Raw genomic sequence first — 17,196 nt, 5'->3', positions numbered from 1 at the left:
AGCACTGTCCGCCGCCCTCCGGAGCCCGCATGTCCGCCGCCGACTTCATCATCCACGACCCCATCCGTGCCCGTGCCGTCATCCGCTGCAGTGCCAAGGTGGAAAAGCTCCATGGCGATTGCCGCTGGGCGGAAGGCCCGGCCTATTTTCCGGCCCACCGCACCCTTGTCTGGTCCGACATCCCCAATGACCGCATGCTGCGCTATGACGAGGTGACGGGCGGGGTGGCGGAGTTCCGTCGTCCGTCCGGCTTTTCCAACGGCAATACCATCGATCGGCAGGGGCGGCTGGTTACCTGTGAACATGGCGGGCGGCGCGTGGTGCGCACCGAACATGACGGGTCGATCACTATCCTGGCCGACCGTTGGCAGGGTAAGCGCTTCAACAGCCCCAACGATGTGGTGGTGACGTCCGACGGCTCCGTCTGGTTCACCGACCCGACCTATGGCATCGACAGCGATTATGAGGGCCACAAGGCTGAGAGCGAGATCGGGGCCAGCCATGTCTACCGCATCGATCCGGTCACGGGGGCGGTGACGGTGGTGGCCGATGATTTCGTCAAGCCCAACGGAATCTGCTTCTCGCCTGACGAGAAGATTCTCTACATCGTGGATACGGGCCGCACCCATTCGCCCGACGGGCCCTGCCATGTGCGGGCCTTCACGGTGGAGGAAAAGTCCCTGTCGGGCGGTGATGTCTTCGCCGTGTCCGAACAGGCGGGCTTTGACGGGTTGCGCTGCGACGAGCTGGGTCATCTGTGGATGGCGGAGGCTGACGGGGTGCATTGCTACCATCCCGATGGCAACCTGATCGCCCGCGTCCTGGTCCCGGAAGGGGTGGCAAACGTGGAATTCGGCGGGCCTAGAGGCAACCGACTTTATATATGTGCGACAAGCGGGCTCTATGCCGTGATGCTGGCGGTCAGGGGGGCGAGGCGGTTCTGACAGACCCGCACTTTATCCATTCCCCTTGCCCTTTGGCCCGAATCCGGCCATGAAAAGCCCTTGTCTTTTCCGACTATCACAGAGTGCAGAGACGATGGCTTACCGGATTCAGGGCGAGACGGGTGAATGGGAAGTGGTGATCGGGCTGGAGGTCCATGCCCAGGTCATCTCCAATGCCAAGCTGTTCAGCGGGGCCGCGACGGCCTTCGGTGCGGCCCCCAACAGCCAAGTCAGCTTCGTCGATGCCGGCTTCCCCGGTATGCTGCCCGTGATCAATGAATTCTGCGTGCAGCAGGCGATCAAGACCGGCCTGGGGTTGAGGGCGCAGATCAACCTGCGCAGCGTCTTCGACCGCAAAAACTATTTTTATGCCGATCTGCCGTCCGGGTATCAGATCAGCCAGTTCAAGCAGCCCATCGTGGGCGAGGGCACGATCATCCTGGATCTGGCCGAGGGCGAGACGCGCGAGATCGGCATCGAGCGGCTGCATCTGGAAATGGATGCCGGCAAGTCGATGCATGACCAGCACCCGTCCAAGACCTATGTCGATCTGAACCGGGCCGGCGTCGCGCTGATGGAGATCGTGTCGAAGCCCGACATGCGCAGCCCGGAAGAGGCGGTGGCCTATGTGCGCAAGCTGCGCACCATCGTCCGCTATCTGGAAACCTGCGACGGCAACATGGATGAAGGCTCCATGCGCTGCGACATCAACGTGTCGGTGCGCAAGCCGGGCGGCCCGCTGGGCACGCGCACGGAGACCAAGAACGTCAATTCCATGCGCTTCATGCATGCGGTGATCGAGTATGAGGCGCAGCGCCAGATCGAGCTGATCGAGGAAGGCGGCGTGGTCGTGCAGGAAACCCGCCTGTGGGACACGGCCAAGGGCGTGACGCGGTCGATGCGCAGCAAGGAAGAGGCGCATGATTACCGCTATTTCCCCGATCCCGACCTGCTGCCGCTGGTGATCGAGCAGGAACTGGTCGACCAGATCAAGGCCAGCCTGCCGGAACTGCCTGACGACAAGAAGGCGCGGTTCATGGAGCAGTACAAGCTGCCGGTGTACGATGCCGGCGTGCTGGTGGCGGAAAAGGCGAGGGGCGATTTCTATGAGGAGGTGGCCAAGGGCCGCGACCCCAAGATCGCCGCCAACTTCGTCATCGGCGACCTGCTGGGCGGGCTGAACAAGACCGGCAAGGACATCACCGAATCGCCGATCTCGGCATCCGACCTGGGCGGGCTGATCGACCTGATCGCCGACAACACCATCTCGGGCCGTCTGGCCAAGGATGTGTTCGCCCTGATGCTGGAGACGGGCAAGTCGGCCATCGCCATCGTGGACGAGAAGGGCTTGCGTCAGGTCACCGATACGGGCGCCATCGACGCCGTCATCGCACAGGTAATGGAGGCCAACCCCGACAAGGTGGCCGAATACCGGTCCGGCAAGGATAAGCTGTTCGGCTTCTTCGTGGGTCAGGTGATGAAGGCCAGCCAGGGCAAGGCCAACCCGGCCATGGTGAACGACATCCTGGCGGTCAAGCTGAAGGGCTGAGCCCGCGGGCAGGTTTGTGATGAAAAGGCCGTCGGGGCGACCCGGCGGCCTTTTTGTTGTGCCGTAGGTCAGGTCGAGGCGTAAGCCTCGCCCTGACAGCAATGGATTGAAAGCCTGATCTGTCAGGGCTCGCCTGCGGCTTGACCTGACCTACGGTATCTGGCCGCCAGCCAGGTGCAGACCAGCAACTGGATCTGGTGGAAGATCATGATGGGCAGGATGATCAGGCCGACCTGCGCCACGGGGAACAGCACGCTGGCCATGGGCACGCCCGACACCAGGCTTTTCTTCGATCCGCAGAAGATCAGGACGATCCTGTCCTCGCGGCTGAAGCCCAGCAGGCGGCCGGCCAGCGTCGTCACATACATCACGATGGCCAGCAGGACGATGCTGACGATGACGATGGTGATCAGATCCCGAAGATCGACCTTGTGCCACAGCCCCTCCACCACGGCCGCGCTGAAGGCCGAATAGACCACCAGCAGGATCGATCCCCGATCAGTGTAGGAGATGGCCTGCTTGTACCTCTGCACGAACCGCCCGATCAGCGGCCGCGCCAGGTGCCCCGCCACGAAGGGCACCAGCAATTGCAGGATGATGGCCTCCAGCGCGCCCAGCGACACGCCGGCCTGGCCCTGTGTCTGCATCAGCAGCCCGACCAGCAGGGGGGTCACAAAGATGCCCAGCAGGTTGGAGGCCGAGGCCGAACAGATGGCCGCCGGCACATTGCCGCCGGAGATGGAGACAAACGCGATGGAGCTTTGCACTGTGGAGGGCAGCAGGCAGAGATAGAGGATGCCCGCGGCGATGACGGGGGAAATCTGCCCCGGTGACAGCCATCCCGTGGCCAACCCCAGCAGCGGGAACAGCACGAAGGTGCAGGCCAGCACGCTGAGATGCAGGCGCCAATGGCCCATACCTGCCAGAATGGCGTCCCGCGACAGCTTGGCGCCGTGGAAGAAGAACAGCAGCGCGATGGCAAGATCGGCAACGATATCGACGATCTGCGCGGCCTGCCCTTGCACCGGCAGGAATGCCGCCAGCCCCACGGTTGCCAGAAGGGCCAACAGGAACGGGTCGATCACGGCGCTGAAGAACTGTTTCATGGGCGAACCTTCAGGAGGGCAGTAGAACAGTATGCCCGCCTCCGGCGTTGGCCCGACACCCCTCATTACACCGGTGTGCCTTGCCCAGGGCGCACAAGAAAGGCGCCGGGAGTTGCCTCCCTGGCGCCTGTTCATGTTCCATCGTTCGCCGTGCGCCCACATCCGGGGGATTGAGCATCACGGTGAACGAGTGCTGGCACGCTTCCGGCCGTCAGCCTCAGCTGGCAGCGTCGCCCGTCACCAGCTTGGCGATCTGTTTGGCCCAGCGGCGGGTGAACCGGTCCGCGTCGCCATAGATCGTGTAGGCGTTGATATTGTCGGGGAAGGGCAGGCCCATGTCGGCGTCAGCGATGACGGCTACGATCTGGCCCGTCTGGCTGTCGGTCAGCGTCGCCTGGAAGGCGGCGCGACCCACGGCATAGACGCGGTCGATGGTGCCGCCGCCGCGGGCCTTCTCCGCATGGAAGGAACGGTTGGGCACATAGTCGGTGAAGGTGATGGCGAGTGTCAGCACGCCCGGCCCCGGTTCATTCACCAGCGCCGGCCCCAGCGCCTCGGTCAGTTGCTTGGTCATATACTCGAACGCATGATCGCGTTCGCGCACCGACACCAGCACTTCATCAAAGCGGCGCTCGATGGCGGTATCAAACGGCGCCAGCACCACCTTGCCATAGGAGGAGAGGTTGACACCCGGCTTCACGAACACCTTGTCGAGATTGGGATGGTCCTGTTCCGTCAGGCCCTGGGTCGGCAATGGCGGCGCCTTCTTGGACGGGATACCGTCCCACGCGCTTTCCGCCGCCCCGGCGGTGCCGGCCGCCAGTACCATCAGGGACAGGCCGACGATGCCAGCCAACAGGCCGGCCTTGAACCCGATACCCTTTGAGTGGATTTCAGGTGCTTGAGCAAGTGCAATGGAATTTCCATGTCCGAACATGTTGTCGAACTCCATAAGACAGGGCGCGGGTGGATTGCTTCCCCCCGTGCGGAACCGCGTTGTTGCGGCGGATCGCCGGACCGCCCCCGTTCCGGCATGTCCCGGGCGCAAGGCGCCAGGATCACTTTTTAAGAATGGTATGTCGCAGCGCCGTTGACAAGCCCGCTCCGTGCCACTAAACACCCCTCTCACCGAAGCGACCCGGCGAAGTCCGGTTGTCGCAGACGGTGCGGAGGGGTGGCCGAGCGGCTGAAGGCAACGGTTTGCTAAACCGTCGTACCGGGAAACTGGTACCGTGGGTTCGAATCCCATCCCCTCCGCCATTCTCCAAAAGGCCGGAAGCCCTCGGGTTGCCGGCCTTTTTGCGTTTACGTTTTTGCGTTTACGACTGTTTCCCGGGATCATGCCCATGGAACTGGATATAGGCGCAGAACATGTTGGCCATCGCGTCAGCATAGGCCGTGATTTCATCGATACTGCGCGGTGACTGGGAGAATTGCTTGCCCAGCGCACTCATCGTGCCCGTGATCAGATCGCCGACCGTCGCGATGACCGTTTCCGGGGCATCGGGCAGAGCTTCCCGCAGGAAAGCTTGCATAACCGCATCACCTCCGGCACGGACCTCCCGCGCTTCGGGGGCCGTGCGATAAAGCGGGGCGCTATCATTGAGTGCGATACGCACCGTGGCCTCGCCGCATTCCGATTTGATGAAGTCACGGACCAAGGCGCGCAGCCGGTCGGGTGGCGGCCGGTGGCTATCTGCCAGGATACCGCGCAACATACCCGTGGTCTGGCGCCACTCATCAGTCTGAAGCCGGAACAGGATGGCCGCCTTGTTCGGGAAATACTGGTAGAGCGAGCCGATGCTGACCCCGGCTTTTTCCGCCACCCGTGCCGTGGTGAAACGCCGCGTCCCCTCCTTGGCCAGAACCTGAACAGCGGCTTCCAGAATGGCCGCGACCAAGTCCTCCGAACGAGCCTGCTGGGGCTGCTTTCGTGAAGAAATCCGGACACTTGGCGGGTTGGCCATCACACACTCCGGCAATGCGATTAGGAAACGCCACAGAGTATTCGTACTTTTTAAGCCCGACGCAAGACGCGTCGTTTTACACCGGAGACCATGATGAACAGCCTTACCGCACCACCGCTGGCGTCCCTTCTGGACCGCTTATTCATGGCGGCGGACTCAGCGACCAGCTCGGCGATGGCGGGGACCTCCGCTGAGGAAAGGGAGCGCCTGATGCGCAGCAAGACGGAATATCTCGACCTTTACGGGCGCCTGAAAGATCTCTGGCTGCCGGTGTCGCGCGATACGGGTGTACTGCTCTATATGCTGGCTCGCGCGACCCACGCCCGTACGATCATCGAGTTCGGTACCTCGTTCGGAATCTCCACCTTGCATCTGGCGGCGGCGTTGCGGGACAATGGCGGCGGGCGCCTGATCACCACCGAGTTTGAGCCCGCAAAGGTGGCCGGTGCCCGCAGGAACCTGACCGAAGGTGGCCTGATCGATCTTGTCGAGATCCGCGAAGGCGATGCGATGCTGACGCTGGGCGTCGACCTTCCCGAAACGGTCGACCTGCTGCTGCTGGATGGAGCGAAGGCGCTCTATCCTGAAATCCTCGATCTGCTGGAACCCCGCCTTCGTCCCGGCGCGCTGATCGTTGCGGACAATGCGGATTACAGTCCGGAATATCTGGCGCGGGTCAGGTCGCCCACCAGCGGCTACATGTCGGTGCCGTTCGCCGGGGATGTCGAGCTTTCCATGCGGATCGGCTGAGATGGATGACGCTGAGGGACTTACGGTTTGACAGGAGGATGATGGCGTGATGATCGACATTGCGCCATCTTGCTGCCCGGTCGGCAGTTCCCAGGGGTCGTCGTTTCCATACGGGAAAGCTAGACAATCTTCCAGAAGATAGAACCGGCGACGACCAACATTGCCGCAAATGTCAGCACCATGGAGAACGCGCGGCCGTTGCCCCAGCCCTGGTGCACAATCACCCAGTAATGCCAGAACCGGCCCACAAGAAGCAGGGCGCTGCCAACCCATAACAAACTTGTCTCCACGCCCATAAGTTCGGCTGTCAGCATTCCAATCAGTGTAATGGGGACCGTCTCTGTAAAATTGGCATGCGCGCGCATTCTGCGTATTAACGTGACATCGCCGCCATCGAGAAAATGGATGCCCGTCTTCAGGCGGCGATATCCGACGACATTGGTAATAAGGACTTGGAAAACCAGCAGGATGACAAGAATCACAGGCGTTACGACCGGCGTCATCGGGCCCTCCCTTGATTGATACCGTTCCATCGCATATTTACTTGCAATCCGCAAGCGATATGGGCGAGATCGTCTCTTGAGACCGAAACACGAATGGAGAGGATGTCCAGTGCGCTATGCTGCTGGCATCCTTGGCGACCCTTGGACGCTTGTGCTGCTGCGCGACCTGATGTTCAAGGGGAAGAGCTTCTTCAAAGAGTTCCTGACCGAGGAGGGGCCGGCATCGAACATTCTTGCCGACCGTCTGGACAGGCTTGAGCGGGCGGGGCTGATTGCCCGGCGCCGCGATCCGAAAAAGGGTAGCCAGGTATTGTGCGAACTGACTGAGAAGGGTGCGGCGCTTGTCCCGATGTTCCTGGCGATGATCGAATGGTCGGCAAAATATGATCCCGACACCGAGGCACCCTCGGCATTCGTCGATGCGTATCGGGCGGACCCCCCAGGTGTGGCCAATAGACTGATGGCTCAACTTGGCACCAGACCCGCGGCAGATGGCTGAGTCTTGGGCCGCATCGTCAAAACCGAGCGTGTGCCAAGAAGTGTCCAAAACCGGTAGGTGGACTTTGTTGCCAAGCCGAATAAGTTTGTCTATCTTCACCAATGGTCGGCAGTTCCCCAGGCGTCGCCGTTCCCATCCGGGAAAGCTAAACCTGCCATCGAGAACAGTGCTTCACGATTTCTTTCTTTTCAACCTTCCATCGACCGACCGCTTTTCCTGAAAAGCCGTGCCAGGTTGGAAGCCGGCGACCACCGACATCCATCAAGGATCGGCACGACAGACGGGGAACAGCCATGTCCATGTCGATTGCTGAACGCATTGCCGCCACCGCGCGCGGCCTTATCCATTATGCCGATGCTGGGGACGGCCCGGTCATCCTGTCCCTGCACGGGGCCATGGGCGGGGTGGACCAGGGGATGATCCTGGCCCGGGTCACCGGGGCCGATGCCGGCCGTGTCATCGCGCCGGCCCGGCCGGGCTATCCCGGCACGCCGCTGGAGTCCGGGGTCATGCCGGAGGCGCAGGCCGACCTCTATGCCGCTTTGCTGGACCATCTGCGTCTGGACAGGGTGGCGGTCATCGCCGTGTCAGGTGGGGGCGCATCGGCCTTGATGTTCGCGCTGCGCCATCCGGGGCGCTGCCGGGCGCTGGTGCTGGTCTCCACCTGCGCGGGGCCGGAACCGATGCCCATCCCGCCGGGCTTCCGCCTGATGGGTGCGTTGGCCCGCTGGCCTGCCTTCGTCGGGTGGATGCGGCGCCGGGCTTTGAAGAACCCTGATCGTATCTCCAGCCGCTCCATCCCGGATGAGGGACAGCGGCGGGCGTTGCTGGATGATCCCGTGGCCATGGGGCTTTACCGCGAACTGCGGGTCGGCATGTTCGACCGGCTGGCGGAAAGGCTGCCGGGGACGGAGAATGACATCCAGGTGACGCGGGTGCAGCGCTTTGCGCTGGAGGAGATCGCGGTGCCCACCCTGGTGGTGCATGGCACGCGCGATCCGCTTCTGCCTTATAAGCGGCATGGGGCGGAACTGGCCCGGCGCATCGCAGGGGCGGAGCTGCTGACGGTGGAAGAGGGCGGCCATGCCGCCATCTTCACACACCGTCAGCAGGTTGCCGCCGGTGTGGGGGCGTTCTTGCGACGGCTGTAGGTCAAGCTGTCGCCGGCGGTGCCGCCTTCTTGCCGATGGTGGCGCAAAGCAGGGCGGCACCCAGGCACAGCAGCCCCGCCACATAGAAGGCCGGCAGATAGCTGTCCAGGGCGGTGCGCGACCAGCCACCGCCGAAGGCGGCGCAGGCGGCCCCCAACTGGTGTCCGGCGAATATCCAGCCGAACACCATGCCCGCCTTTTCCCGCCCGAACCGCTCCGCCGTCAGCTTGACGGTGGGCGGCACGGTGGCCACCCAGTCCAGGCCATAGAAGATGGCGAAGATCGAGAGGCCGTAGAAGGTGAAGTCCGAATAGGGCAGGTAGAGCAGCGACAGGCCGCGCAAGCCGTAATACCAGAACAGCAGCCAGCGGTTATCGTACCGGTCGGACAGCCAGCCCGACAGGATGGTGCCGATGAAATCGAAGATACCGATCACTGCCAGCATGCCGGCAGCCTGTACCGCGGGGATGCCGAAATCCACGCAGAGCGGGATCATATGCACCTGGATCAGGCCGTTGGTGCTGGCCCCGCAGACGAAGAAGGTGGCGAACAGGATCCAGAACACGCGGGTCTTCGCAGCCTCGCGCAGCGTGTCGATGGCGGCGAACGCCACGGAGCCGGCGGGCGGCGGCGGGGCCGGCTCCGGCGCGCCGGGTTCCTCTCCATAGGCGCGCAGGCCGATATCGCCCGGCCGGTCGCGCATCAGCAGCAGCATGCAGGACGCTGCCAATGTGATCAGCACGCAGATCATGCCCAGCGCCGTGCGCCAGCCCACCTCCTGTGCCAGCCAGGCCATCAGGGGGATGAAGACCAGCTGGCCGGTCGCCGTGCTTGCGGTCAGCAGCCCGATGACCAGCCCGCGCCGATGGGTGAACCAGCGGGTGGCGATGGTCGCCCCCATCACCAGGGCGGTCATGCCGGTACCGATGCCGATGACCACACCCCAGAGCAGCATCAACTGCCAAAGCTGGCTCATGGCCAGCGACAGGATCATGCCGACATTGATGACGGTCAGCGAGGTCAGCGCCATGCGGCGCACCCCGAACCGGTTGATCAGTGCCGCCGCGAACGGCCCCATCAGGCCGAACAGCACCAGCCGCAAGGCCAGCGCCGCCGAAATCTCCGACGCGGTCCAGCCGAATTCCTGCTGCAAGGGCAGGATCAGGACGCCGGGTGCCCCCAACGCGCCGGCCACGGTCAGGCTGGTCAGGAAACTGGTGGCCACCACGACCCAGCCATAATGGATGCCGCGCGCGGCCAGCCTGGCCGCCAACCGATCGGAAATCGTCAACCCCGCCCCCTTCGCCGGCCGCAAGGGGCTGGCTTTCATGATGAGCATAATGATAAAATATTCATGATTGCTATAATCTAAACGGTCAAGCGGGATCATCGGCTTTTTTGCAGGAGGTGATTTGTGCGGGTGTCGAAGCAGAAGATGGGCGAACATCGCGACGCCATCCTGGTGGCGGCGTCCCGGCTGTTCCGCGCCCGCGGGTTTGACAAGGTCGGTGTGGCGGAGGTGACGCAGGCTGCAGGCCTGACCCATGGCGGCTTCTACGGCCATTTTGCCTCGAAGGAGGCGCTGGCGGCGGAGGTCTGCGACCTCAGCTTCGGTAATGCCGTGCGCCGGGTGCAGGCATCGGCCAGCCTGGACGAATATATCGACTATTACGCCTCGGCCGAGCATCGCGACCGCGAGGGGCCGTGCCCGATGGTGGCGCTGGGCACCGACGTGTCCCGCCTCAGCGGGCCGGTGCGGGCGCATTTCTGCCAGGGTGTGGCGCGCTACGTGGCGGCGCTGAGGGCCTTCATGCCGGAAGGGGACCCGCTGGCCGAGGGCAGGGCATCGGCCCTGGTCTCCATCCTGGTTGGCGGCCTGTCGCTGGCACGTGCCCTGGCGGCCAGTGATCCTGCCCTGTCGGAGAGCATTCTGGACGGGGTGAGGAAACAGGCGAAGGCGTTGGTGAGGAAGGATGCGTAGGTCGGGATGTGCATCGCGAACCCCGACATGAGGGTGACGTCGGGGCGTCGGGGTTCACGAAGCTCACCCCGACCTACATGCGTTATCGCGCTTCAATGCGCCAGCAGCAGCGGCAATGTCGTCTGGCTGAGCATGGCGCGTGTCACCCCGCCCAGGATCAGTTCGCGCAGCCGTGAATGGCCGTAACCGCCCATGACCAGCAGGTCGGCCCCGACCTCTGCGCAGCTATCCTGAAGCTGTGTGGCCACCCCGCCGGAACCCGACAGCTTGTGGTAACGGGCGGGGATGCCGTGCCAGGCCAGATAATCGACAACGGGTGCCGCCTCGTCCGCGTCGGTGCGCAGCGTGTCCACACCCAGCACATGCACGGCATCCGCCGTGGCCAGCACCGGCATGGAAAGCGCCAGCGCGCGGGCGCTTTGCGTGCGACCGTTCCAGGCGATGGCCACCGTGCGGCCCAGGATGGCGGGCGGCGCCTCCGGTGCCACCAGCAACGGCCGCCCGCCTTCCAGCAGCGCCGCCTCCAGCCCCACCAGCACCGCCGTCCGATCCTCCTTCGCCACCGACGGGAAGACGGTTACGTCGGACAGGCGGGCAGTGCTGGCCATGATGTCCTCCGTCACGCCGGCCGCTTCGGCGAAGCATCCGCTGACCCGGTCGCTGCCGGGCGGGCGGTCGCAATAGACACCACCGGCCGCCAGCAGGGCGGCGTCCAGATGCGTGCGCGCCTTGGCGGCATGGGCCTTGTTCTCCTGTTCCAGCGATTTCAGCAAATCCTGGATCAGGGCACCCGATAATCCCTCACCCACCATGGGCATGACGTCGCGCGGGTCGGCGCGCAGGTACAATGCCGAGACATTGCCCTTGGCCGGGCCGGCCAGCAGCAGTGCAGAGCCCAGGGCTGCCGCATCGCGCGGGCCGCCGGTGACGAAACAGGTGATCTTGCGGAAAGCCATGACCGGTCCCCCTTCTGCCGTTCCGCGGCCATTGCCGCCTGGAAACGCTTGATCCAGGATCACGCCATATGCGTGCCGGGGCATTGACATGGATCACCCGGCACCGACGCCATCATAACAGATCGGCGGGAAGATTGTTGCGCTGGAACAAGCGCGGCATCCGGTGGAGATGGGCAAGGCCCGAATGGCATGACCATCCGGGTCCTGATCGGGGAACCGATCCGCTTCAGCTGAACAGGCGCGCGAAGAAGCCCTTGGGCTTGGCCTGGACCTTGGCTGCCGCCTTGGGTGCTGCATAGGTCTTGCCCAGCACATATTCCGTGCGGAACCGTTCGAAATCCTCCTTGCGGCCGAACTTGAACATGACCTTCAGGATGTTGGTCCGCAGTCCGGTATCCACGCTCATCTCTTCCTGCATGCCCAGGAATTCCAGGGCCCACAGGCCCTTGATATTGGCGCTGATCCAGTCCTCGGCCTTCTCCATGTCGCCACGATTCTTGAACTTCATCGTGGTCTCGAAGCTGTAGCTGCTCATCCCTCAGGCCCTCAATCAAACAGGTGCGACAGCACGACAAGCACGACGATGACGCCGATCAGCGTCAGCACCGGGTTGTTGCGCACGAAATCGTTCAACTGGCCCAGGATGGCCGGCCCCACGATCGGGGACGCAGCAGCTGCGCCGCTGGCGGCCGGTTCGGGCTCACGCGGCGGGGGCAGGGCGGCGCCGGCCCCGGCGAGGCGATCCTCCAGCGCTGCCAGCCGGGCTTCGATACGGTCCAGGCGCGAGGTTTCCGCCGTGGGATCGGGTTGCTGGGTCAGGATTTCGTCACTCATCGCGCCAACCGCCTGTCATGATGCATATTGTTGCCATGTCGGCGGTCAAGATAAACGCTTCGCAACCGCGATAGGAAGGGGTGGCGCATCACCCCATCCAAGCGAGATAGGCCATTCGTGCCGCTTTGGCGGAAGGGAGTAGCCCTTGATCAACCATACACTTCGCCGCCTGCCGGTGGTCCTCCTGCTGGCGCTATCCGTATCCGGCTGCGCCATCGGCCAGGACGGGCCGCCCAGCACGCCGGTCACACTGCTGGAAGAGGCGACGAGGGCACCGGTACGCGCGGGCGAGCTGACCTGGCGCGGCACCCTGCATCTGCGCGATGCCAATCCGGATTTCGGCGGCCTGTCCAGCCTGCGCGTTAGTCCCGATGGCAGCCAGTTCGTTGCCATCAGCGACCGGGGCAAGCGCATCGCCGGCCGTCTGTCCTATGATCGCGACGGCAATCTGGCCGGGGCCGGGGATTTCAGCATCGCCCCGTTGCTGAATGACGAGGGCAAGCCGCTGCCCACCCTGTTCAACGATACGGAGGGGCTGGCCCTGATCGGGGACTGGCCCGGCGACGGCTGGGCCGTGTCGATGGAACGCCGCCATTCCATTCTGCGCTATCCCCCGTCCCTGGCCGGTTCGGCGGCCGCCATGCTGGACGTGCCGGCCGGCTTCGCCGACCTGCCGTTCAATGCAGGGATCGAGACGCTGCTGTCCCTGTCCGACGGCCGCCTGCTGGCCATTGCCGAGGGGGAGGTGGGGGGCGCCCGCCATCGCGCCTGGGTCGGGGGGCCGGGCGCCTGGACGGAATTCGCCTATCAGGCTTTGTCGCCTTTCCTGCCGGTCGATGCGGCCCGCCTGCCCGATGGCGGCATCCTGATCCTGGAACGCCGGGTCGGGCTGATGGGCGGCTGGGGCAGCCGCATCCTGCATGTGTCCGCCGCCGATCTGACCAAGGCGCTGGTGCCCGGCGGCGTGCTGGCGGGACGGGAGATCGCGCGGCTGGCGGCCCCCATGGCGACGGAGAATTACGAGGGCATCGACGCCCGCCCCCTGGCTGGGGGCGGGGTCGCGATCTATCTGGTTGCCGACAACAATTTCAAACCGGTCATCCAGCGGACATTGCTGACGATGTTCGCGTGGCGGCCAGAAAAATGACGGTGGCGGATCACTCCACCACCCGCACCTTCACATAGGAGCCGGGTGCCGGCTCGATCGCCTTCAGTTTGCCATCGCCGGGCGTGCGGGCCGGGACCTTGGGGCCGGTATATTTTTGCACCCATTTGCTGTATTCCGGCCACCAGCTGCCCTCGACCTGCTTGGCCCCGGCCAGCCACTGCTCGGGATCCTTGGGCAGCTTGGTGTTGATGAAATGGCTGTATTTGTTGGCGGACGGCGGGTTCACGACGCCGGCGATATGGCCGCTTGCCGCCAGCACGAACTTGACCGGCCCACCATAGAGCTGGGTGGCGGCATAGGTGGATTTCCACGGCGTGATATGATCCTCACGCGTGGACAGCATGAAGGTCGGTATCTTGATCCGGCTGAGGTCGATCTCCACCCCCTTCAGCGTCAGGCCGCCGGGCTGCACCAGCAGATTGCGCTGATACATGTTGCGCAGATAGAAGCTGTGCATGGCCGCCGGCATGCGGGTGGCGTCGGAATTCCAGTAAAGAAGGTCGAACGGGAACGGGTCCTTGCCCAGCAGATAGTTGTTCACCACGAACGACCAGATCAGGTCGTTGGCGCGCAGCATGTTGAAGGTGGTCGCCATGGACTGTCCGTTCAGGTAGCCCTGGCTGTTCATCTTCTCCTCCAGTGCGGCCAGCTGTTCCTCGTCGATGAAGACGGAAAGCTCGCCCGGTTCGGTGAAATCGGTCAGCGTCACCAGATACATGACGCTCTTCACCCGGTCGTCGCCCGTTGCCGCCATATAGGCCAGCGTGGAGGCGGTCAGGGTGCCGCCGATGCAATAGCCGACCAGATTGACCTCTTTCTCCCCCGTCGCCTGTTCGATGGCGTCGATGGCGGTGAGCGGCCCCAGCGTCATGTAATCTTCCCAGGTCTTGGCGGCGAGATCCTCATCCGGATTGACCCAGGAGACGATGAAGACCGTGTGCCCTTGGTCGCACAGCCACTTCACCAGCGAATTGGCGGGTCGCAGATCCAGGATGTAGAACTTGTTGATCCAGGGCGGCACGATCAGCAGGGGGCGCTTATGCTGTTGCTCCGTAGTCGGATTGTACTGGATCAGCTGCATCAACTCGTTCTGATAGACCACCTGACCCGGCGTGGCCGCGATGTTCGTGCCCACCTCGAACTTCTTGTAATCGGTCATGGAGATGGCGAGCTGGCCCTTGCCGCGCTCCAGGTCGCCCAGCAGGTTCTCCAGCCCCTTCACCAGATTCTCGCCACCCGACTCCATGGTGGCGCGCAGCACTTCCGGATTGGTCATCACAAAGTTGCTGGGCGCCATCGCGTCCACGAACTGGCGGGTATAAAAATCCACCTTCTTGGCGGTCTTGGCATCCATCCCCTCCACCTCCTGCACGGTGGATTGCAGCCAGCGGGCGGTCAGCAGGTAGGACTGCTTGATATAGTCGAACAGGGCATTCTCGTCCCAGGCGCTGTCCTTGAATCGCTTGTCCTCGCGCGCCGGTGCCACCACGGGGGCGGCCTCCTGGCCCAGCAGGCGCTGGGTCGTGCGCTGCCACAGGGACATATAATCCTGCCACAGCGACATCTGCGCCTGCATCAGCTTGGCGGGGTCGGCCATCATCCGGGCCGTCATCTCCATGAAGGCGGCACCGATATGCATCATGCCCTGGGAGGCGGAGGCGTCGCCGCCATTCTGCCGTTGCAGGAAATCCGACACCAGCCGCTGACTCTGCTCGGCGATGCGCGCCATATTGCGGGACATCTCGACCGGATCGGGCATCTTGATCTCGGGGGCTTGCGGCTCGGCCATGCTGATTTCCTTGAAACACGTTTCCTTGACATAGAGGACATGCCGATTCTGTGTCCCACGGGGTGGGGCGTCGGCTGTTGTCCAGAACGGTGCCCGCATGCCAGCCTGTCCGATGGCGGTATCGCGGGCGGGTTGCCGTCCCGCTTTTTTTCATACACGATCCGCCCATGATTTTCACCGCTGCATACGTATCGCCCCGACACTTCACAGCACTGGCCGTTCTGGTCCTGCTGGGACTGTCGGGTTGCGCCCAGGTTCCGGTACCCGACATCGTGTTCGATGACGGTCCGGCACCGGCCAAACCGTCGGAAATCACCGATGCCGATCCCGTCAGGGCGCTGACCGGTGCCCGACCCATCCGCCGCGCCGACCCCACGCTGAAGGGCCGCGCCAACCTGGGAACCGTGCCGCCCCGGCCGGAACAATTCTCCAGCCCCATCGAGCGACAGGCCCTGATGGACCGGTTGCAGGCCGACCGCGACAGCGGCCAGACGGAAGGCGAGGCCCTGCGCGCCCGTCCCACCGATCCGCGCGGCCGGGCCGAGGATATTCCTGACGTGCCGGAAGCGCCGCCGGAGGTGCCGCAGGCACTGCCGCGGCCGGAGGGGAATTAAGCGCCTGCGCCAAAGATGACGGGGTGATGTCCCCCGCCATCCCGCCCCGTCATGGCAGAATGGCGACGGGCTCGCGCAAATTCATGTCGCGGGGGGCAGTTGGGGTGCGCTACATATTTCGCCCCTTTCCCTTTCTACCCCGGTGCCCAGGTCCATGAGCGACACTGAATTCCACCGCATCAAGCGGCTTCCGCCCTATGTCTTCGCTGAAGTGAATGCGATGAAGGCGCGAGCTAGGGCCGCCGCGGAGGACATCATCGATCTCGGCATGGGCAACCCGGACCAGCCGACCCCGCCGCATATCGTCGCCAAGATGATCGAGGCGGTCCAGAACCCCAAGACCCACCGCTATAGCCAGAGCCGCGGCATTCCCGGCCTGCGCAAGGCCATCAGCGCCTATTACAAGCGCCGCTTCGACGTCGATATCGACCCGGAGACGGAAGCCATCGTCACCATCGGTTCCAAGGAAGGTCTGGCCAATCTGGCCCAGGCCATCACCAGCCCCGGCGACGTGATCTTGGTGCCGAATCCGTCTTACCCGATCCATCCGTTCGGCTTCATGCTGGCCGGGGCCGCGCTACGCCACATCCCCGTGAATAACGGCCTGGATGATTTCGTCCCGGCCCTGGAACGGGCCATCAAGCATTCGGTGCCCAAGCCGACGGCCCTGATCGTCAGCTTCCCGTCCAACCCGACGGGGCAGACGGTGACGCTGGACTGGTACCGGCCCATCGTGGACCTGTGCCTGAAGCACGGCATCTATATCCTGTCCGACATCGCCTATGCCGAGATCTATTTCGACGGCAATCCGCCGCCGTCGGTGTTGCAGATCCCGGAAGCGCGCGACATCACCGTTGAATTCAACAGCCTGTCCAAGACCTACAACATGCCCGGCTGGCGCGTGGGCTTTGGTGTGGGGTCGAAGAAGCTGGTGGGTGCGCTCGCCAAGTTTAAGTCGTATGTGGATTACGGTGCCTTCACGCCCATCCAGGTGGCGGCCACCGCCGCGCTGAACGGGCCGCAGGATTGCGTGCTGGAAATCCGCGAGATGTACAAGCAGCGCCGCGACGTGCTGATCAAGGGGCTGCATCAGGCCGGCTGGATGGTGCCGTCGCCCAACGCCTCCATGTTTGTCTGGGCAGAGATTCCTGAGCCGTTCAAGCATCTGGGCAGCCTGGAATTCGCCAAGGTGATGATGCAGGAAGCCAAGGTGGCCGTCAGCCCCGGCATCGGCTTTGGCGAATATGGCGACACGCATGTGCGTTTCGGGCTGGTGGAAAACACCCAGCGTATTCGGCAGGCCACCAACAATATCAAGCTGTTCCTGGACAAGGCGCGCAAGGTCAACGCGCCCATCACGTCCGAACCCGCCGTTGCTGAGTGAG

General features: G+C 63.8%; 18 protein-coding genes and 1 tRNA gene. 10 read left to right on the top strand and 9 right to left on the bottom strand.

The features are described 5' to 3' along the window. The first annotated feature begins 29 nt into the window (after window positions 1–29). A complete protein-coding gene (locus AC1Q7F_RS29785; RefSeq protein WP_492512197.1) occupies window positions 30–944 on the top strand; it encodes an SMP-30/gluconolactonase/LRE family protein in 915 nt (304 codons plus the stop codon). A 94-nt stretch (window positions 945–1,038) separates the two neighbouring features. Further along, complete coding sequence (gene gatB, locus AC1Q7F_RS29780; RefSeq protein WP_492512196.1) at window positions 1,039–2,493, top strand: Asp-tRNA(Asn)/Glu-tRNA(Gln) amidotransferase subunit GatB; 1,455 nt, start codon at window positions 1,039–1,041, stop codon at window positions 2,491–2,493. A gap of 122 nt (window positions 2,494–2,615) precedes the next feature. On the opposite strand, the gene AC1Q7F_RS29775 is transcribed toward gatB, so the two are convergent. Together AC1Q7F_RS29775 and AC1Q7F_RS29770 are read right to left on the bottom strand one after the other, a co-directional pair. Then, complete coding sequence (locus AC1Q7F_RS29775; protein WP_492512195.1) at window positions 2,616–3,599, bottom strand: bile acid:sodium symporter family protein; 984 nt, start codon at window positions 3,597–3,599, stop codon at window positions 2,616–2,618. Between the two features lie 217 nt (window positions 3,600–3,816). Beyond that, the gene (locus AC1Q7F_RS29770) at window positions 3,817–4,536 is read right to left on the bottom strand and encodes a DUF3313 family protein (RefSeq protein ID WP_492512194.1); all 720 of its coding nucleotides are present in this window, start codon (window positions 4,534–4,536) and stop codon (window positions 3,817–3,819) included. Between the two features lie 231 nt (window positions 4,537–4,767). Here AC1Q7F_RS29770 and AC1Q7F_RS29765 point away from each other — a divergent pair. Next, window positions 4,768–4,859: transfer RNA gene (locus AC1Q7F_RS29765), tRNA-Ser, on the top strand. A gap of 59 nt (window positions 4,860–4,918) precedes the next feature. Here the strand turns inward: AC1Q7F_RS29765 and AC1Q7F_RS29760 are convergent. Further along, entirely contained in the window at window positions 4,919–5,500 is a 582-nt protein-coding gene (locus AC1Q7F_RS29760) for a TetR/AcrR family transcriptional regulator (RefSeq protein WP_492512193.1), read from the bottom strand. 159 nt (window positions 5,501–5,659) lie between these two features. On the opposite strand from AC1Q7F_RS29760, the gene AC1Q7F_RS29755 reads away from it, so the two are divergent. Further along, on the top strand, window positions 5,660–6,316 hold the full coding sequence (locus AC1Q7F_RS29755; RefSeq protein WP_492512192.1) for an O-methyltransferase: 657 nt from the start codon (window positions 5,660–5,662) through the stop codon (window positions 6,314–6,316). A gap of 119 nt (window positions 6,317–6,435) precedes the next feature. Here the strand turns inward: AC1Q7F_RS29755 and AC1Q7F_RS29750 are convergent, their stop codons facing one another. After that, a complete protein-coding gene (locus AC1Q7F_RS29750; RefSeq protein WP_492512191.1) occupies window positions 6,436–6,819 on the bottom strand; it encodes an MAPEG family protein in 384 nt (127 codons plus the stop codon). A 109-nt stretch (window positions 6,820–6,928) separates the two neighbouring features. Between AC1Q7F_RS29750 and AC1Q7F_RS29745 the strand changes: the two genes are divergently transcribed. Together AC1Q7F_RS29745 and AC1Q7F_RS29740 are read left to right on the top strand one after the other, a co-directional pair. After that, on the top strand, window positions 6,929–7,318 hold the full coding sequence (locus tag AC1Q7F_RS29745) for a winged helix-turn-helix transcriptional regulator (protein ID WP_492512190.1): 390 nt from the start codon (window positions 6,929–6,931) through the stop codon (window positions 7,316–7,318). A gap of 293 nt (window positions 7,319–7,611) precedes the next feature. Beyond that, on the top strand, window positions 7,612–8,469 hold the full coding sequence (locus AC1Q7F_RS29740) for an alpha/beta fold hydrolase (protein ID WP_492512189.1): 858 nt from the start codon (window positions 7,612–7,614) through the stop codon (window positions 8,467–8,469). Between the two features lies 1 nt (window position 8,470). On the opposite strand, the gene AC1Q7F_RS29735 is transcribed toward AC1Q7F_RS29740, so the two are convergent. Further along, on the bottom strand, window positions 8,471–9,760 hold the full coding sequence (locus AC1Q7F_RS29735) for an MFS transporter (RefSeq protein WP_492512188.1): 1,290 nt from the start codon (window positions 9,758–9,760) through the stop codon (window positions 8,471–8,473). 129 nt (window positions 9,761–9,889) lie between these two features. On the opposite strand from AC1Q7F_RS29735, the gene AC1Q7F_RS29730 reads away from it, so the two are divergent. Next, window positions 9,890–10,450: a TetR/AcrR family transcriptional regulator gene (locus tag AC1Q7F_RS29730; protein ID WP_492512187.1), complete on the top strand. Its 561-nt coding sequence runs from the start codon at window positions 9,890–9,892 to the stop codon at window positions 10,448–10,450. Window positions 10,451–10,542: 92 nt separating this feature from the next. Here the strand turns inward: AC1Q7F_RS29730 and AC1Q7F_RS29725 are convergent, their stop codons facing one another. The 3 genes from AC1Q7F_RS29725 to AC1Q7F_RS29715 all read right to left on the bottom strand — a co-directional run bounded on the left by AC1Q7F_RS29725 (window position 10,543) and on the right by AC1Q7F_RS29715 (window position 12,240). Further along, window positions 10,543–11,406: a universal stress protein gene (locus AC1Q7F_RS29725; protein ID WP_492512186.1), complete on the bottom strand. Its 864-nt coding sequence runs from the start codon at window positions 11,404–11,406 to the stop codon at window positions 10,543–10,545. Between the two features lie 226 nt (window positions 11,407–11,632). Then, window positions 11,633–11,941, bottom strand: a complete 309-nt coding sequence (locus AC1Q7F_RS29720; protein ID WP_492512185.1) for a hypothetical protein — start codon at window positions 11,939–11,941, stop codon at window positions 11,633–11,635. A gap of 11 nt (window positions 11,942–11,952) precedes the next feature. After that, window positions 11,953–12,240 (bottom strand): hypothetical protein, encoded by a 288-nt coding sequence (locus AC1Q7F_RS29715; protein WP_492512184.1) that lies wholly within the window; start codon window positions 12,238–12,240, stop codon window positions 11,953–11,955. A 145-nt stretch (window positions 12,241–12,385) separates the two neighbouring features. On the opposite strand from AC1Q7F_RS29715, the gene AC1Q7F_RS29710 reads away from it, so the two are divergent. Next, entirely contained in the window at window positions 12,386–13,387 is a 1,002-nt protein-coding gene (locus AC1Q7F_RS29710; RefSeq protein WP_492512183.1) for an esterase-like activity of phytase family protein, read from the top strand. 10 nt (window positions 13,388–13,397) lie between these two features. Here AC1Q7F_RS29710 and AC1Q7F_RS29705 read toward each other — a convergent pair whose 3' ends face one another. Then, window positions 13,398–15,197, bottom strand: coding sequence for a PHA/PHB synthase family protein (locus tag AC1Q7F_RS29705; protein ID WP_492512182.1), 1,800 nt, complete (start codon window positions 15,195–15,197; stop codon window positions 13,398–13,400). A gap of 167 nt (window positions 15,198–15,364) precedes the next feature. Here AC1Q7F_RS29705 and AC1Q7F_RS29700 point away from each other — a divergent pair, with 167 nt between their 5' ends. Beyond that, window positions 15,365–15,811 carry a hypothetical protein gene (locus AC1Q7F_RS29700; RefSeq protein WP_492512181.1) on the top strand — a complete coding sequence of 149 codons (447 nt, stop codon included), beginning with the start codon at window positions 15,365–15,367 and terminating at the stop codon, window positions 15,809–15,811. A gap of 154 nt (window positions 15,812–15,965) precedes the next feature. Continuing rightward, window positions 15,966–17,195, top strand: a complete 1,230-nt coding sequence (locus AC1Q7F_RS29695; RefSeq protein ID WP_492512180.1) for an LL-diaminopimelate aminotransferase — start codon at window positions 15,966–15,968, stop codon at window positions 17,193–17,195. Window position 17,196: the final 1 nt, after the last annotated feature.

The sequence above is a fragment of the Niveispirillum sp. GW835-FHT14G11 genome, assembly GCF_058793615.1.
The sequence above is the reverse complement of the archived record's forward strand: the minus strand, read 5'-3'. Positions and strand labels throughout refer to the sequence as shown.

Coding starts and splice junctions, on each gene's coding strand:
- AC1Q7F_RS29785 (WP_492512197.1), top strand. CDS start 30: ATGTCCGCCGCCGACTTCATCATCCACGACCCCATCCGTGCCCGTGCC.
- gatB (WP_492512196.1), top strand. CDS start 1,039: ATGGCTTACCGGATTCAGGGCGAGACGGGTGAATGGGAAGTGGTGATC.
- AC1Q7F_RS29775 (WP_492512195.1), bottom strand. CDS start 3,599: ATGAAACAGTTCTTCAGCGCCGTGATCGACCCGTTCCTGTTGGCCCTT.
- AC1Q7F_RS29770 (WP_492512194.1), bottom strand. CDS start 4,536: ATGTTCGGACATGGAAATTCCATTGCACTTGCTCAAGCACCTGAAATC.
- AC1Q7F_RS29755 (WP_492512192.1), top strand. CDS start 5,660: ATGAACAGCCTTACCGCACCACCGCTGGCGTCCCTTCTGGACCGCTTA.
- AC1Q7F_RS29750 (WP_492512191.1), bottom strand. CDS start 6,819: ATGACGCCGGTCGTAACGCCTGTGATTCTTGTCATCCTGCTGGTTTTC.
- AC1Q7F_RS29740 (WP_492512189.1), top strand. CDS start 7,612: ATGTCCATGTCGATTGCTGAACGCATTGCCGCCACCGCGCGCGGCCTT.
- AC1Q7F_RS29725 (WP_492512186.1), bottom strand. CDS start 11,406: ATGGCTTTCCGCAAGATCACCTGTTTCGTCACCGGCGGCCCGCGCGAT.
- AC1Q7F_RS29720 (WP_492512185.1), bottom strand. CDS start 11,941: ATGAGCAGCTACAGCTTCGAGACCACGATGAAGTTCAAGAATCGTGGC.
- AC1Q7F_RS29715 (WP_492512184.1), bottom strand. CDS start 12,240: ATGAGTGACGAAATCCTGACCCAGCAACCCGATCCCACGGCGGAAACC.
- AC1Q7F_RS29705 (WP_492512182.1), bottom strand. CDS start 15,197: ATGGCCGAGCCGCAAGCCCCCGAGATCAAGATGCCCGATCCGGTCGAG.
- AC1Q7F_RS29700 (WP_492512181.1), top strand. CDS start 15,365: ATGATTTTCACCGCTGCATACGTATCGCCCCGACACTTCACAGCACTG.
- AC1Q7F_RS29695 (WP_492512180.1), top strand. CDS start 15,966: ATGAGCGACACTGAATTCCACCGCATCAAGCGGCTTCCGCCCTATGTC.